This window comes from Actinomadura soli (assembly GCF_005889715.1).
In the GTDB taxonomy this organism is placed as follows: Bacteria; Actinomycetota; Actinomycetes; order Streptosporangiales; family Streptosporangiaceae; genus Spirillospora; species Spirillospora soli.
This window is the reverse complement of the sequence record NZ_VCKW01000028.1, coordinates 34700-50196: the sequence shown is the minus strand read 5'-3', so window position 1 is coordinate 50196 and position 15497 is coordinate 34700. Positions and strand designations below refer to the sequence as shown.

At 71.7% G+C, this 15497-nt stretch carries 17 protein-coding genes; 10 read left to right on the top strand and 7 right to left on the bottom strand.

Annotated features, from left to right (window positions below):
• Positions 1-32: 32 nt before the first annotated feature.
• Together ETD83_RS08045 and ETD83_RS08040 are read right to left on the bottom strand one after the other, a co-directional pair.
• On the bottom strand, positions 33-1451 hold the full coding sequence (locus ETD83_RS08045; RefSeq protein ID WP_138644430.1) for a bifunctional cytidylyltransferase/SDR family oxidoreductase: 1419 nt from the start codon (positions 1449-1451) through the stop codon (positions 33-35).
• Positions 1452-1696: 245 nt separating this feature from the next.
• Positions 1697-2821 (bottom strand): acyltransferase family protein, encoded by a 1125-nt coding sequence (locus tag ETD83_RS08040; RefSeq protein WP_138644429.1) that lies wholly within the window; start codon positions 2819-2821, stop codon positions 1697-1699.
• A gap of 228 nt (positions 2822-3049) precedes the next feature.
• Between ETD83_RS08040 and ETD83_RS08035 the strand changes: the two genes are divergently transcribed.
• From ETD83_RS08035 to ETD83_RS08015, 5 genes are all read left to right on the top strand, one after another.
• Positions 3050-3472: a PGPGW domain-containing protein gene (locus ETD83_RS08035; RefSeq protein WP_138644428.1), complete on the top strand. Its 423-nt coding sequence runs from the start codon at positions 3050-3052 to the stop codon at positions 3470-3472.
• Between the two features lie 104 nt (positions 3473-3576).
• Entirely contained in the window at positions 3577-4908 is a 1332-nt protein-coding gene (locus tag ETD83_RS44280) for an ATP-binding protein (RefSeq protein ID WP_230420760.1), read from the top strand.
• Positions 4905-6152 carry a tetratricopeptide repeat protein gene (locus tag ETD83_RS08025; protein ID WP_138644426.1) on the top strand — a complete coding sequence of 416 codons (1248 nt, stop codon included), beginning with the start codon at positions 4905-4907 and terminating at the stop codon, positions 6150-6152. The genes ETD83_RS44280 and ETD83_RS08025 overlap by 4 nt, the downstream gene beginning before the upstream one ends.
• 31 nt (positions 6153-6183) lie before the next feature.
• Positions 6184-6618, top strand: coding sequence for a hypothetical protein (locus ETD83_RS08020; protein WP_138644425.1), 435 nt, complete (start codon positions 6184-6186; stop codon positions 6616-6618).
• Between the two features lie 50 nt (positions 6619-6668).
• Complete coding sequence (locus ETD83_RS08015; RefSeq protein ID WP_138644424.1) at positions 6669-7334, top strand: dienelactone hydrolase family protein; 666 nt, start codon at positions 6669-6671, stop codon at positions 7332-7334.
• A gap of 25 nt (positions 7335-7359) precedes the next feature.
• Here ETD83_RS08015 and ETD83_RS08010 read toward each other — a convergent pair whose 3' ends face one another.
• Complete coding sequence (locus tag ETD83_RS08010) at positions 7360-7767, bottom strand: RidA family protein (protein ID WP_138644423.1); 408 nt, start codon at positions 7765-7767, stop codon at positions 7360-7362.
• A gap of 264 nt (positions 7768-8031) precedes the next feature.
• Here ETD83_RS08010 and ETD83_RS08005 point away from each other — a divergent pair, with 264 nt between their 5' ends.
• Positions 8032-8610, top strand: coding sequence for a hypothetical protein (locus ETD83_RS08005; RefSeq protein WP_230420759.1), 579 nt, complete (start codon positions 8032-8034; stop codon positions 8608-8610).
• Between the two features lie 6 nt (positions 8611-8616).
• Here ETD83_RS08005 and ETD83_RS08000 read toward each other — a convergent pair whose 3' ends face one another.
• Positions 8617-9231, bottom strand: coding sequence for a CGNR zinc finger domain-containing protein (locus ETD83_RS08000; protein ID WP_138644422.1), 615 nt, complete (start codon positions 9229-9231; stop codon positions 8617-8619).
• A gap of 21 nt (positions 9232-9252) precedes the next feature.
• On the opposite strand from ETD83_RS08000, the gene ETD83_RS07995 reads away from it, so the two are divergent.
• Positions 9253-9705 (top strand): VOC family protein, encoded by a 453-nt coding sequence (locus tag ETD83_RS07995; protein ID WP_138644421.1) that lies wholly within the window; start codon positions 9253-9255, stop codon positions 9703-9705.
• 57 nt (positions 9706-9762) lie between these two features.
• Here ETD83_RS07995 and ETD83_RS07990 read toward each other — a convergent pair whose 3' ends face one another.
• Together ETD83_RS07990 and ETD83_RS07985 are read right to left on the bottom strand one after the other, a co-directional pair.
• Complete coding sequence (locus ETD83_RS07990; protein WP_138644420.1) at positions 9763-10626, bottom strand: alpha/beta fold hydrolase; 864 nt, start codon at positions 10624-10626, stop codon at positions 9763-9765.
• Positions 10623-11810 (bottom strand): MFS transporter, encoded by a 1188-nt coding sequence (locus ETD83_RS07985; protein WP_171064077.1) that lies wholly within the window; start codon positions 11808-11810, stop codon positions 10623-10625. The genes ETD83_RS07990 and ETD83_RS07985 overlap by 4 nt, the downstream gene beginning before the upstream one ends.
• Positions 11811-11909: 99 nt before the next feature.
• On the opposite strand from ETD83_RS07985, the gene ETD83_RS07980 reads away from it, so the two are divergent.
• Complete coding sequence (locus tag ETD83_RS07980; RefSeq protein WP_138644418.1) at positions 11910-12443, top strand: CGNR zinc finger domain-containing protein; 534 nt, start codon at positions 11910-11912, stop codon at positions 12441-12443.
• Positions 12444-12459: 16 nt separating this feature from the next.
• On the opposite strand, the gene ETD83_RS07975 is transcribed toward ETD83_RS07980, so the two are convergent.
• Positions 12460-13098 (bottom strand): phosphatase PAP2 family protein, encoded by a 639-nt coding sequence (locus ETD83_RS07975; protein WP_138644417.1) that lies wholly within the window; start codon positions 13096-13098, stop codon positions 12460-12462.
• 144 nt (positions 13099-13242) lie between these two features.
• Between ETD83_RS07975 and ETD83_RS07970 the strand changes: the two genes are divergently transcribed.
• On the top strand, positions 13243-13638 hold the full coding sequence (locus ETD83_RS07970) for a VOC family protein (RefSeq protein WP_138644416.1): 396 nt from the start codon (positions 13243-13245) through the stop codon (positions 13636-13638).
• A gap of 141 nt (positions 13639-13779) precedes the next feature.
• Positions 13780-15426 carry an SEL1-like repeat protein gene (locus ETD83_RS07965; protein ID WP_138644415.1) on the top strand — a complete coding sequence of 549 codons (1647 nt, stop codon included), beginning with the start codon at positions 13780-13782 and terminating at the stop codon, positions 15424-15426.
• Positions 15427-15497: the final 71 nt, after the last annotated feature.

The following is a 15497-nucleotide window of genomic DNA, read 5'->3' as shown; positions in this document are numbered from 1 at the left end:
GAACGGGTCGCGGGCGGTGCGGGGGAGGTCGGTCAGCCGGTTCGGCCGCTGGTGAGCGGGTCCTCGCGGCGCACGTCGATGACCTGGCCGGTGAGGCCGGACAGCAGCACGTTCAGGGACGTCCTTGCCACCTGGTCGGCGCTGAGCAGGGTGTGCGGGGGCTCTTCGCCGAAGGCCCGCGTCCGCATCGGGGTGCTCGTCCGCTCCGGGTTGATGCAGTTGATGCGCACGCCGTCGGCCGACCACTCGTCCGCGAGGGCCTGCGTGAGGTTGACCGTGGCCGCCTTCGCCGACGAGTAGAGGCTGTACTCGGCGCGTCCGCGCGTGTAGGAGCTGGACGTGTAGAGCAGCAGCTGCCCGGCGGTCTTCGCGAGGTAGGGGAACGCGGCGCGGGCGATGTGGATCGGAGCGAGGTAGTTGACGCGCAGCGCCTCCTCGATCGCCTCGGGTTCGATCGTGTCGAGCCGCCCGATCCGGAGCACGCCCGCCGTGTTGACGACGAAGTCGACGCGTCCGGTCGCCGAGTACGCCTGCGCCAGTGCGGCGGCGACGTCGTCCGGACGTTCCGCGTGGGTGCGGGTGGCGCCGCGGCTGTAGCCGAAGACGCGGGCGCCCAACCCCTGGGCCAGCTCCGCGATGGCGGCGCCGATGCCCTGGCTCGCGCCGAACACGACCATGGTCTTGCCGCGGAGCGCCTCGGCGTACTGCTCCTCGGACAGGTCGGGGGCGTCGGACGAGGCGAGCTGGAACAGCTTGTCCGCGACGAACATGTCGACCGGCTCGGTGACCTTCATGTTGTGGTCGTCGCCCGGGACGACGTAGATCGGCGTGCCGGGCTGGTAGCGCAGCACGACCGAGCAGTCGTCGGTCGCCTCGAAACCGTCGTCCTGCCACGCCTTCTCGTAGGCGGCGCGGATGGTGGCGAGGCGGAAGCCCTGCGGGGTCTGCCCGCGCCGCAGGCTCGCGCGGCGGGGGACGTCGACGATGACGTCCTCGTCCACCTGGATGATCGTGTCGGCGGACGGGATGGCGACGTCGACGGCCAGGTGCTCGCGGAGCGCGGCTACGCAGTCGCGGATGATGCGCTGCGACAGCAGCGGGCGGACTGCGTCGTGGAACAGCACATTCGTGGTGTCGGCCGGGTAGCCGGCGAGGGCGTCCAGTGCGAGCTGGGTGGTCGCGTTCCGGGACGTCCCGCCGGGCAGGACGGCGGTGACCTTCGCGCAGCCGGCCTTTTTCACGCATTCCGCGGCGTCCTGGAGGAAGCCGGGATTCATCAGCACGAAGATCTCGTCGATGTCGGGCGCCTCCTCGAAGACGCTCAACGTGTGCTCCAGGATCGTCTTTCCGGCGATCCTGAGGAGCTGCTTCGGGGTGCTGAGGCCCATCCGCTGCCCACTGCCACCCGCCAGGATGACGGCAACGGTTCGATGTTCGCCCTGCGGCGCCATGACCAATGCGACCGTCCTTGTTTTCAGTTAGGCGACCCGTGACGGCCGCCGGGATGAAGCCGTTCAGTCACCGGTGGAATCCATAGGAGCGACGGGGCTGCGGCGCTGTGCAGGGCGTATGGATGCACGCGGGGAGAACTGACGGTTAACTCTACCTGGTCTGTGGCGGAATATGATGAATTCAGCGATCTTGCAGTTTGCCGTGATCCGGACGTGACCGCTCAGAACGGCCGGCTACCGGCCGATCACTGTTTGCTGAACAAAGGCCGGATATCGGGCTCGACGGCCCAGCGCGTCACCCGCCGGACCGGGCCCGTGCTCAGCAGCGTGGCGACGACGCAGCACACCACCGCGACCAGCAGGACCCCCGGGACGGTGTTGAGCCAGCCGGCCTCGTTCCACCCGGTGAACGTGAACAGCCGGGTGAAGAACCCGTGCAGGAGGTACGCGTACAGGGTCGCCAGGCCGGTGTACCAGGTCCGGCGGGACGGGACGACGGCCAGGAACGCCGCGGCGAGCACCAGGCCCGTGAGGAGCAGCCCCATCCGCATCGCCGTCCCGGTCAGCTCGCCGACGCCCATGTCGGCGTTGGAATGCGTCCAGCGCACCCAGCGCGCGTCCATGTGCGGGTACGCGAAGAACATGGCGACGAACGCGGCGGCCAGCGTCACCGCGCCCAGCACGCGGGCGGGGGGCCGCCGGAGGATCTCCAGCGTCTCCGGCCGCAGCGCGAGCCCCAGCACGAAGAACGGCATCAGGCCGAGGATCCGGTAGATGTCCAGCGTCCCGCCGAGGTCGCTCATGTACGCCAGCAGGCAGACGACCACGGCCACCGCCACTGGGAACCGCGTCCGCCGCCACAGCGGTGTGGATATGCGCCAGACGAACAGCGCCAGCAGGAACCAGGTGATGTAGTACGGGTTCAGCAGGCCGATCTCGAACGGCCGCTCCCCGAACGCCCAGGCGAACAGGCTGTACGCCGTCTGGAAGATCAGATAGGGCGCGAGGGTGGAGCGGACGTGCTTGACCGCGTTGTCGTCGGTGAGCGTGAACCGCTTCGACACGTAGCCGCAGATGACGACGAACACCGGCATGTGGAACAGGTAGAGGAAGTAGTACGCCGCCGAGGCCAGCGGGACGGCGTCCACCCCGGCCATGCCGTGCCCGGTCGCGACGAGCAGGATCGCGATGAACTTGGCGTTGTCGAGATGCGGATCGCGAACCCGGGGAGCGGGGGCGGCCGGGGGAGCCGCACCGCCGGACGGCGCCTGAGCTTTGGACGCCTGGTCGGGGGCTCCTTCGGGCGGGCGTCCTGGCGCGCGCCGCTCCGTCGCATCGCCCGCGACGGCGGCCTCGGGTGTCTGTGTCATCTGGTGGCTCTGCTCCTGGGAGGGGCTCGTGGAGCATATCCGACCAAATAGTGCAGACTCCGCAAATCCGCCGGTCACGGCGGTCAGGCGCAGCTCCGCGACGAGGCCGGTCGCGGCGGAGGAGTCGGTGAAGATCTACTCTTAGGGCCACGGAGCACGGGACGGCCGAGCGGAGCTCGTCGTTTGACTGGTGGTTGGGTGGGGGCTGGCGGACGGTGGAGGGGAAGCATGGGGTATAGCAGGCATGCCAAGCGTGTCATGGTGCTCGTCGTCGGGGGTGTCGTCCTGGTGACGGGTGCGGCGCTGCTGGTTCTGCCGGGGCCCGGGCTGCTGCTCGTGCTGGCCGGTCTCCTCATCCTCGCGCGCGAGTTCCCGGCAGTGGAACGCTACGTCGACCCCGTCCGGGACCGGGCGGTCCAGGCCGCGGAGGAGAGCGTGACCTCGTGGTGGCGCCTCACGGGCGCGATCCTGACCGGGCTGGCCCTGTTCGGCGCGGGCGTGGCGTGGGGGCTGGTGCCGGAGCTGCCGCTGTCCGGGTGGAGCACGGGGTCGGGCCTCATCCTGTCCGGCTTCATCCTGTACGGGTTGCTGTACTGGAGCTACCGGCGCGTCCGCGCGGCGCGGGCCGCGGGGGCCGAGCCGCAGCGCTGACCGCTTCCGGCCGTCCGGGGCCGTGACATCATCGCCCGTGGGCGTTTCTGTCACATCGGGATGGAAGGCTGGCGTCTGTGGCGGATCGGGCGGATCGGGGAGCGTTGGACGCGCTGCGCGAGGCGGTGCGCGTGTCGCCGGACAACCTGCCGTTGCGGCGCCATCTGGCCGAGCAGCTCCTTGACGCGGGCCTCCTCCTCGACGCCGAGAACGAGTTCCGCGAGGCTCTCGCCCTGGCCCCCGGTGAGGCCGAACTGGCGACGAGTCTCGCCGAAGTGTTCCTCCGGCAGGGCAAGCACGGCGCGGCGCTCGCCGCGCTGGCACGAGTCGGGCCAGGGGAAGGCCCGGCGAAGGCGGGTCTGATCGTCGCGAAGGCGCTGGTCGCCGAGGGGGACGTGGCCGCCGCCAGGCCGCGCTACTGGGAGGCGGTCGCCCGTGACGCCGCGCTCGCCGACGCCGAGTTCGAGGTGAGACTCGGCCATTCCCCGGTCTCCGAGCCCGCCTTGGCGCACGCGCTGGCGGACGTCGCGCCGCCCGTGGACGGCCCGTCCGAGGCCGTCGACGAGCCGAAGGCGGGCGTCACGTTCGCGGACGTCGCCGGGATGGAGCAGGTCAAGCAGTCGCTGCGGATGAAGCTGCTGCTGCCCGTCCAGCAGCCGGAGATGTTCGCCGCGTACGGGAAGCGCGCGGGCGGCGGCGTCCTGCTGTACGGGCCGCCCGGCTGCGGGAAGACGCACCTCGCGCGGGCCGCCGCCGGGGAGCTCGGCGCTGCGTTCATGAGCGTCGGCCTGTCCGACATTCTCGACATGTACATCGGGTCGAGCGAGCGGAACCTGCACGCGACGTTCGAGGCCGCCCGCAGGAACCGTCCCTGCGTGCTGTTCTTCGACGAGGTCGACGCGCTCGCCGCCCGCCGCGCGGACATGAACCGCGCCCACAACCGGCAGATCGTCAACCAGTTCCTCGCCGAGATGGACGGCGTGGAGAGCGACGCCAACGAGGGCGTGCTGATCCTCGCCGCCACCAACGCGCCCTGGTACGTCGACAGCGCGTTCCGCCGCCCGGGCCGGTTCGACCAGCTCGTCTTCGTCCCGCCGCCGGACATGGCCGCACGCGCGGCGATCCTGGCCCTGCTGTGCCGCGAGGTCCCGCTGGACGAGCTCGACTTCCGCGCCGTGTCCGAGGCCACGGACGGTTTCGCCGGCGCCGACCTGAAGGGCGTCGTCGACCGGGCGGTCGAGGCCAAGCTGCAGGAGGCGATCCGGGCCGGGCGCCCGCTGCCGCTGTCCACCGCCGACCTGATGGGCGCGGTGCGTTCGGCCCGTCCGACGGCGGTGGCCGAGTGGATGGGCACGGCGCGCAACTACGTCATGCACGCCAACGAGAGCGGCGTGTGGGACGACCTGCTCCCGTGGCTCGGCGGCAAGCGGCGATGACCTCCCCGCCCGGCGCCCGGGAGATGGTCGCGCGGGCCCAGCTCCTGCTGCAGCTGCGCCGTCCGGCCGAGGCCGAGCGGGAGGCCCGCGCCGTGCTGGCCCGGGAGCCGGAGCACGCGGGCGCGCACATGATCGTCGCGCTCGCGCTGTCCGGCCAGGGGAACGCGGCCGAGGCGCTGGACGCGGCGGACCGCGCCGTCGGGCTGGGCCCCGGCGCCTGGATGGGGCACTGGGTGCGGGGCGTCGTGCTGTCCAACGCAGGCCGCGGCCACAAGGCGCTGAGCGCTTTCAAGGACGCGCTGGCGTGCGACGCCGAGCAGCCGGTCGTCTACGAGAGGCTGGCCCGCGGGCACTACGCCGTCCGCGAGTACCGGCTCGCCGTCCAGGCCGCGGAGGCCGGGCTGCGGCTGGCGCCCGAGGACGGCGAGCTCGCCAAGATCATGAGCCTCGCGCTCGTCGAGACCGGCGACCCGGCCGGGGCGCGCGAGCACGCGGCGCGGGCGGTCCGGCTCGCGCCGGAGAGCGCGAGCGCCCACCGCACGCACGGGGCCGTCGCGCTGGCGACCGGCGATCACCGCGCCGCCGCCGGGTCGTTCCGCGAGGCGCTGCGCCTGGCGCCCGAGGCGGCGAACGGCGGAGCGCTCCTGCTGCGGGCCCTCAAACGCCGCAACCCGCTGCGCGGCCTGGACGTGGTGCTGGCGCGGGTCCGGCACCGCTCGCGCCGCGAGATCGCGCTGAACATCGCCGCGGTGCTGTTCCCGCCGTGGTTCGTGTTCATGATCCTGCTGACCTGGGCGTTCTGGGTGAACTGGGTGATCCAGGCCGGGATCACGCTCTGGCTGGCCCGCGATCCGGGGGTCCGGCGCCTCCTGGACGATGCCGAGGTCACGGCCGCCCGCGTCGCCGCCGGATGCTTCGGGGCGGGCGCGGCGCTGCTCGCGTTGTCCACAGCCCTGTGGACGCCCGCGCTCATTCCCCCCGGAATCGCGTTCCTCTCGCTGGTCATGCCCGTCCAGGAGGCGGCACTGCTCGACGGCACGCGCCGCATGGGCTTCGCGATGCTGGCCGGGACGCTCGGCGCGTTCGTCGCGGTCCTGACCCCGCTCGCGTACGCGGCCCCGCGCCTCGAATGGGTCCCGGTCGCGGCGTTGCTGACGTTTTACGCCGCGATGGCGTCCACCTGGCTCGCGATGATCGTCGCGAGGCGGCCGGACGATCGGGCGAAATTCGTTCCTGGGAATTGATCCCTGGAGCGGGTATCACCGTGCAATGGGTATGGGCATTCTTCTTCGTGTACTCGTGGCCGGCGGGCTGGCGGCGGACGCCGTCGTCCACTGGCGGTTCGCGCCCGACATGGCACCGGGACCCAACACACCGAGCGGCACCATCCACGGCGACGATCTTTTCTACGCCCAGGCGATCGCGGCCGCCGTCGCGGCCCTGCTCGTCCTTTTCTGGGCGCGCCGGTGGACGTACGCGATCGCGTTCGTCGTCGCGGCGAGCGCGGCCGGGGCCGTTCTGCTCTATTACTTCGTCGATTTCGGGCGGCTGGGCCCGATTCCGCGGATGTACGACCCGTCCTGGTACGCCGACAAGACGATCAGCCTCGCGGGAGAGGCCGTCGCCGCGCTCGCCGCGCTGGCCGGGTTCTTCACCACCCGCAGGCCGGACCGCAGCGAGAGCCGTTCGGACGCGCCCGTGCCGCACTGAGCCGCCCGTCCGCCCGGCATGGTGGAGCGGCGGCGGGGTAGCCACGCGGTATGAACACCGCAGAAGTGACGATCGAGCTCGCGGACGCGGCGCTCACCGGCGACCTCGCCCTGCCGGACGAGCCGGGCGGCGTGGTCCTCTTCGCGCACGGCAGCGGGAGTTCCCGGCACAGCCCCCGCAACCGGGCCGTCGCCGCGGGCCTCAACGAGGCGGGGATCGGCACGCTGCTGATCGACCTGCTCACCGCCGCGGAGGACGAGCGCGACGCCGTCACCGCCGAGCTGCGCTTCGACATCGGCCTGCTGACCCGGCGGCTGGCCGGCGCGATCGACTGGATCGCCGCCGCGCCGCCGACCACCGGCCACCCGATCGGGCTGTTCGGCGCGAGCACCGGCGCGGCGGCGGCGCTGGCCGCGGCGGCGGAACGGCCCGGACGGGTCGGCGCGGTGGTGTCGCGCGGCGGCCGCCCGGACCTCGCGGGCGACGCGCTGCGGCGGGTCGCCGCGCCGGTCCTGCTGATCGTCGGCGCCCGCGACCCGGAGGTGCTGCGGCTGAACGACGACGCGGCCGGGCGCATGCGGGGCGCCGTCCACCGGCTGGAGGTGGTGCCGCACGCGTCGCACCTGTTCGAGGAGCCCGGCACGCTGGAGCAGGTCACGGACATGGCCGCCCGCTGGTTCGACCGCTACCTGACCCGGCACGCGCCCGTCTCATGACCGCCCGCCCGGGCCCCGGCGGCCGTCAGTCGAGCACGGCGACGGCCTCGATCTCGACCATGAGGTCGGGCTCGGCGAGGGCCGCGACGCCCAGCAGCGTGACCGGTTTGATCGGGTCGATGCCCATCTTCTCCGCCGCCCGCGTGACGCCCTCACCCAGGAGCGGCATCTTGTCCGGGGTCCAGTCGACGACGTAGATGGTCATCTTGGCGACGTCGTCGAACGAGCCCCCGGCGGCGGCCAGCGCCGTGCCCACGTTCAGGAGGGCCTGCTCGACCTGCGCCGCGAAGTCGCCCTCACCGACCTTGCCGCCTTCGGCGTCCCGCGCGACCTGGCCGGCGAGGTACACCGTCCGCGATCCGGTGGCGATCGAGAGCTGCCGGTAGACCTCGGGCTTCGGCAGGCCATCGGGGTTGATCAGTGTCACTGCCATGGCTCGTCATCCTCGCTGTGTTGTCGATACGGCTCAGAACATCTGTACGGCCTCGTTCACGCCGTCCAACGGGCCAGGGCCACCGGACGCTCCCACGATCTTGGAACGGGGCCGGGCCTGAGCCCGGTACCGCGTCCGGCGTAGCCGCGGGGCGTGGCATGCGCCGGTCGTCGTACCCGCAATGTCGTCCCCTAGCGGACGGCATCCGGACTGCGAAGCGCGATCGTCATTCGTGCGGTTCCACTACCGAAAGGACGTGACGACATGGCGGTACGTGAGGCGAAGCCCGAGCGGGTCACCCGGGAAACGGCAGGGCGGGCGGACGGCTGGTTCAGGCTCGGACGCCGCTGGCGCAAGGCGGTGCTCGTCACGCACATCGTGTCCGCCGGGGCGTGGATCGGGATCGACGTGATGGTGGCCGTGCTGGTGCTGACCGGGAGGTTCGGCAGCAGCGACGAGGTCCGCGGGCTGGCGTACGAGGCGCTGGCGACGTTCGTCGTGTGGCCGATGCTCGTCAGCGGGCTGCTCACCCTGACCACCGGGCTCATCCTCGGCCTGGGCACGCGATGGGGGCTCGTCCGCTACTGGTGGGTCGGCATCAAGCTGGTGCTCAATCTCGTCCTGTGCACGCTGATCCTGGTGGCGCTGCGTCCGGGCATGGACGAGATCGGCGCCTACGGCCGTGACCTGGTGAACGGGGCTCCCGAGCCGGCGGGCGTCTCCGACCTGTTCTTCCCGCCCGCGGTGTCGCTGACGACGCTGGCGCTGGCGACCGTCCTCGCGGTGGCGAAGCCCTGGGGCCGCATCCGCCGCACGGCCGGCACGGGCAGCACCCGATCCTGATCCCGATCAGGTGTCAGGCTCGCCGCGTTCGGAATTGCGGGCGCGGAGCGCCTTGACCTTGTGCCGGTTGCCGCAGTGTTCCATCGAGCACCACCTGCGGCGGCCGGGACGTGAGGTGTCGACGTAGACCAGTTCGCAGTTGTCGGCGGCGCAGGTGCGGATGCGGCGCGCGAAGGGGCCGGACAGCAGTTCGACGGCGTCCCGCGCGACGCTGGCCAGCAGGTTCGTGCCGCTGGAGGGCCCGGCCCACCGCCGCTCCCCGGACGGCGTGACGGCGGGCGCCAGAGCCGGACGGGCGGCCGCCAGGTTGACGGTTTCCAGCTCGTCGGCCGGGTACGGCTCCCCTCGCAGGTGGACGATCACCACCCGGAACAGCGCGTCGCGCAGCGTCCGCGCGTCCGCCACCTCGGCCTCGGTGATCTCCAGCGGGGGCGTCGGGGTGAGCCGCGACCGCTCCGCCCAGGCGGCCAGGTCGGCGGGCCCGTGCAGGACCTCGTACCTCCGGTAGGGGCCGGGGCCGCCGGTGGTCAGCAGCTCCAACGACAGCGCGCCCGGATCGAAGCGGAACTCGAAACCGGTGTGGGAGCGCAGCGTCAGCCCCTTGCTTGCGGCGGAACCCATGTAACCAATATAACTGGTTACATGGCACTGGGTTGGAAGCTGGTCATCGACAGCAGGAACGCGTCCACGCTCGCTGGCTTCTGGGCCGAGGCCCTGGGCTACGAGGTGGAGGACCCGAGCGCGCTCATCGAGCGGCTGCTCGCGGACGGGCACATCGGCGAGGAGGCCGTCATCGAGCATCGTGGCCGCAAGAACTTCCGCGGCTACGCCGCCGTCCGCCACCCCGACGACCCGTTCGACCAGACCAGCGGCGTCGGCCAGGGGCGGCGGCTGCTGTTCCAGGACGTCCCCGAGAGCAAGTCCGGCAAGAACCGCCTGCACATCGACATCCACAGCGAGCCCGGCGGCCTGGACGAGCTGGTGACCCGGCTTGAGGGCCTCGGAGCGACCCGCATCCTCGAACAGGACCAGGGCCCCGCCGGGCACTGGTGGCTCATGCAGGACCCCGAGGGCAACGAATTCTGCGCCGCCTAGCGCCGGACGGGGTCACCGGGGGTCCGGTGAACCCGTCCGGCGACCCCGTCCGAGGCGTCAGCCGAGCGCGCGGGCGAGGAAGGCGCGGATGAGATCGGCGATCTCGGGTCCGTGGGTCTCCAGCGCGAAGTGACCGGCGTCGAGGAGGTGGATCTCGGCGTCGGGCAGGTCGCGGGCGTACGCCCGCGCGCCCTCGGCTCCGAAGATCTCGTCGTTGCGGCCCCAGGCGACCAGGGTGGGCGGACGGTGGGTGCGGAAGTACTCCTGGAAGTCCGGGTAGCCGTCGAGGTTGAACTGGTAGTCCCAGAACAGCTGGAGCTGGATCTCCTTGTTGCCGGGCCGGTCGAGGTAGGTCTGGTCCAAGGTCCAGGTGTCGGGGGAGAGGCGGTCCAGCCGGTCGGCGGGGACGCCGTGGGTGTACTGCCATCGGGTGGCGTCCGGCTCCAGCAGCGCGCGGACGGCGGTCTCGTTCGCCTGCCGGTCCTTGGCGTGGGCGAACAGCACCTCCCAGAAGGGGGTGAAGCCCTCCAGGTAGGCGTTGCCGCTCTGGCTGATGATGGCGGTGACCCGGTCGGGATGGCGGCTGGCGATGCGCAGCCCGATGGGGGCGCCGTAGTCCTGGATGTAGAGCGCGAACCGGTCGAGCCCGAGCGTGTCGAGCAGCCCGAGGGTGATCTCGGTGAGGCTCTCGAAGCCGTACTCGAACTCGTGGACGAGGGGCATCGCCGACTGGCCGAAGCCGATGTGGTCGGGGGCGATGAGGCGGTAGTCGTCCGACAGGTCGCGCAGCAGGCCGCGGAACATCGCCGAGCTGGTGGGGAAGCCGTGCAGCAGGACCAGGGCGGGGTTGGCCGGGTCGCCGGCCTCCCGGTAGAAGACGTCGAGGCCCTTGATCTGGACGGTGTGGTGACGGACGTTCATCGTGCGTTTTCCTTTCGATAGATCCAACGGGTGGTCAGGGCGGTCAGGGAGGTCCGGACGGCCGGCACGGGACCGGCCAGGATCGCGGCGGTGAGGCTCAGCGCGACGCCGAGGGCGAAGTAGCCCCGGTAGCTGCCGGTCGCGGCGTGCACGGCGGCGGCGACGCCGAGCGCGAGACCGGCCGAGACCTGGTGGATGACCCAGGCCGGGGCGAGCCCGCGGCCGAGCCGGGCCCCGCCGAGATCGCGGGTCAGCAGCGTCATGGTCAGCGGGATGACGGTGAACGAGGCCGTACCGAAGACCACCGCGGCGGCGATCAGGGGGAGGGGGCCGGTGGCGGTGGCCGCGAGCGCCAGCGCGACGGCCCGGACGGTGTGCACCGCGCGCAGCAGGGTCTCGGGTTCGAACCGGCGCAGGAGCCGGGCGACGGCGAGCTGGGAGATCGCGGCGGCGACCGCGCCGGCGGCGACGAGCCGTCCCGCCTCCGCGGCCGTCCAGCCCAGTTCGGTGGCGTACTTGGGCAGCAGGAGGATCAGGACGTACAGCGTCGCCGAGTGCAGGCCGAAGGACGCCAGCAGCCGCCCTTTGCCGCGCAGCCGCACCGCCCCGGACGGCTCCGGAACGGGCCTGCCCTCGCGCGGCAGGACGGCCGCCAGCACGGCCATGGCCAGCAACCCGGTGAGCCCGAGGGCCAGGTACGCGCCGCGCACGCCGACCGGTCCGAACAGCGCGGTCGCCGCCCACGGGACGAGCACCTGGCCGAGGTTGATCCCGACGGCGGCGCGGGCCAGCGCGGCGCCGACCCGGTCGCCGGCGGACCGTCCGATCAGGGCGGTGACGACCAGGCTGGACGAGGCTGCGAAGCCGAGCCCGCCGAAGACCACGTAGGCGGCGACGAACTGCCAGGGCTCGCGCACCGCCGCGAGCACCACATAGCCGGTGGAGATCAACGTCAGCCCGGCCAGCAGGACGAGCCGTGCCCCGAGCCGGTCGACCAGCGCGCCGACCACCGGCTGCGCGGGCCCGGTCACCGCGGTCGCGAGCCCCGCGGCGACGGCGAGCGTCGTCGCCGACAGCCCGTACGCGCCGGAGACGGGGGCGAAGAAGACCCCCGCCGAGAAGTTGAGCCCGAAGGACACCGCCTGCGCGGCGAGTGCCGCCCCGGCGACGCGTCGCTGCCCCATCATCGACCCCTCTAACCGTTCAAATAACTTATGACGGTTAGAGTTATGTCATCGCGGCACCTAACTTGTCAAGCCTGTGTTAGCGGTTAGGATGGGGTCATGGCGCGCAGACCGCTGACCGGTGAACCCCTGCCGCTCGACCTGGTCAACACGCGATGGCCCGAGGGCGGGAAGATTCTGGACGAGTTCGACGACCCCGCCGCGCTCGACGCCTGGCTGCGCGAACACGACCTGCCGTCCGGCGGCCCGTCCGGCGGCTCGGAGCGCTACCTGGCGCCCTTGCTGACGGCGCGCACCGCCATCCGGCGCTCTCTGGACGAGGGCGTCGACGACGAGGTCAACGCCGTTCTGGAGCACGGCGCATTGCGCCTCTCCCTGCGTGACGGCGTCCCGGCCGAGCACCTGGACCTGGACGACGAGTCATGGCGTCCCGCCTGGCTCGTGGCGCGGGCCTACCTCGACCTTCTCGCCACGGCGCCCCCGGACCGGCTCCGCCACTGCGCCGGCGCCGACTGCGTCCTGTGGTTCCTCGACACCTCGCGCAACGGCCGCCGCCGCTGGTGCTCGATGACCGGCTGCGGCAACCGCGCCAAGGTCAACGCCCACTACGCCCGGACCACCGGCCGCCACTGAGCCCCGGCGTCGCCGGTCACCCCGGCACCCGATGGCGCGGCCGGAGGTTCAGGGCGGCGACGGCGAGCAGGCCGGCGCCGATCGTGGCGAGCAGCGCGGCGACCACATCGACCAGGTAGTGCTCGCCCAGCGTGACGCGGCTGGCCGATACCGCCGCCAGCGTCGTCACGCCCCCGGCGAGCACCGTGACGCGCCACGCGGCGGTCAGCTCCAAGCTGATCACGAACGCGGTGAAGACCAGCGCGGCGAGCACGGTCACGTGCCCGCTGGGGTAGGTCCAGTCCTGGGACGTGACGGGCGGCCCCGGACGTCGGAACGCCGCCTGCAGGGCCACGGTGGCAAGGCACGCCACGAGCAGCACCCCGTGACGCGGAAGCAGCCGGGCGCCCCGTGCGCGGCGCCGCCGGACGAGGCCGGACGCGGCGGCCAGGAGAAGGGCGAGCCCGGCGATCGTTCCGGCGCCGCTGAGCACCGTGGCGATCATGGCGGGTGCCGTCTCCGGCCGGGAGTACAGGTGGGCGACGATCCAGGTGTCCAGGGGCGGGACGCGGTCGTCCAGCGCGATCCCGGCGATCACCATCGCGGCCAGGCCCAGACCGCCCGCTGCCGCCGCCTTGAGCCGCCACGTCCTCATCGACGATGAATAGTTGGTCATGAAAAAGGACGGTACGAACGAACGGCCCCCCGAGCATCGGGGATCAACCCGGAGAGAACCCTGAGGACCGGGCGAATGGCCGTTCGCCAGACCGATCAGGAATCGAGAAGCGCCCCCGGCGGGCCCGCGCCTAGCGTGACCGTCATGGAAACGAAGTTGAAGGTGAGCGCCATCATGATCGGCGTCACGGATGTGGCCCGCGCCAAGAAGTTCTATGGGGAGGGCCTGGGCTGCGAGATCGTCCAGGACTACGGCGACTACGTCAAATGCGAGCTGGGCGAGGGATCCTCGGCACTCGTCCTGTACAAGTGGGAGGCGGCGGCGCAGGACGCCGGTGTCCCCGCGGAGGGATCGGGCTTCCGCGGCTCCTCATTTCACTTCATCGCCGACTCCCGCGACACGGTGGACGAGGTAATGCGCGCCGCGGTGGCGGCCGGCGGCGCCGTGGTCAAGGAGGCGACCGGCGCCGAATGGGGCGGATACTCCGGCTACTTCAGCGACCCCGACGGCCACCTATGGAAGGCCGCCACCGCCACCTGACAATCCGCCCGTGCGAGTGGCCGATGTCACTCGGCACAGCCGATCTCATACTCCTCAGGCTTTCGGCGAACCCGGAGTCCTTCTTCTGCGTCGTTCTTTATGATCAAGCGGCCCGGATGAAACGACACGAGGAGTGCCCCTATGCGCGATGCCGGACAGTCGGCTGAGGCGATCGTCCTGCATGAGGAGGGGCTCCGGGCGCGGCGCGAGGGCGATCCGGCGGAGGCGGAGCGGTGCTTCCGGGAGGCGTTCGAGCAGGGGCGTGCGGTCGCCGCCCACGACCTGGCCGGGCTGCTGCTGAGCCGGGGCGACAAGGCGGGGGCGGAGGAGTGGTACCGGCGCGCGGCGGAGCAGGGTGTGCCGGAGAGCGCGTTCGAGGTCGGCTACGTGGAGCGGACGCGCGGCGATCTGGAGGAGGCCGAGCGCTGGTACCGGCGGGCCGCGGAGGGGGGCCACGCGGGGGCCTACCTCAACCTCGGCGTGCTGCTCCGCGATCGAGGGGCCGTGGACGAGGCCAAACAGTGCTACGAGCGCGCCTGGGAACTGGAGTCCGACGACAAGGCGGCGTCCAACCTCGGGGCTATCTATGACGACGACGGGAAAGGCGATCTCGTCGCCGCCGCGGAATGGTACGGCCGGGCGGCCGACGCCGGTAACGCCATTGCCGCGTACAACCTGGGGTTCGTATGGCAGGACAGGGGTGAACCCGAAAAGCGCATGGAGGCATGGCGGCGCGCCGCGGAGCTCAAGCATCCCGATGCCGCCGACGCGATCGCGGGCGTCCATCTGGAGCGGCAGAACGTGAATGAGGCCGTCGCCTGGCTGCGCAGGGCGGTTCTGGAGGTCGGCAACAAGAGGTCCGCGCGCAAGCTCGGTGATATCTACGCGAATGCGGGGCGGCACCGGATGGCCCGGTTCTGGGGCGAGTTCCCGGACGGGCCGACCTTCTACAGCCCGGAGTTCCAGGCGTTCGCCAGTGAACTCTCCGCCGCCGCGATCCAGCAGCAGGACGCCTTCAATGACGTTTTCACGATGGAACACATCGAATGGGACCCGGAGGAAGCGACCATGACCCTGGACGGCCGCACCCTGCGGGGCCTCACCGTCCTGGGCAGCTTCTCGAACCTTTCCCAGATCTGGCTATGGACATGGGACAACCCCAGCTGGGGCCAGGACCTGCCCTCCCTGGCGAAGCTGCGCACCATCCGGGAATTCGGCGAACGCCACCAGATCCCCGAACTGATCAAGGGCCACCTCGACTTCTCCCGGTTCAACCATCCGGCCGAGGGCGCCTTCACGATGGCCCTTTCCGTCGCCCCGCTGATCGGCGCCAAGGGGGTCAGCTTCGTCACGGTCAATGACGGGAAGGGGCGTCTCGTCCTGGCCGCCGACGATCCGAGCCTTCCCGGCGCGCGGTTCGACCGGCCGGCCGTGCCCCGCCTCCTCATGCGGGCCGCCGAGGTCTGGCCGCAGGAGCAGCGCCGCGTGGTCCGCGGCTTCATGGAGCGCCACGGGTTCGAGATCGCCGAATCGCCTGCGGTCATCGTCGTCGAATCCGCCGACGGGCACCGCGTCACCGTCCGCTGCCCCCTGGAGAGGGCCAAGGAGCACATCGAGGTCAACGCCGTCCTCAGCCGCGACGGCGCCAGGATCGTGGAGAACACGCCCGCCCGGATCCAGGGCCGGCGCGCGGACGGAGATGACCCGTACCGCCTGGCCGTGCTCTTCGACCTCGACGACCGCGTCACCAGCATCAGCGGCGGCGTGGAAGCCGCGCCCGCAGGGTGACGCGGCCCCCAATCGGGACTTTGCGCTCCGGTTCGTGATCAGTGGGTTTCGCAAAACACGGCGCAGGAAAT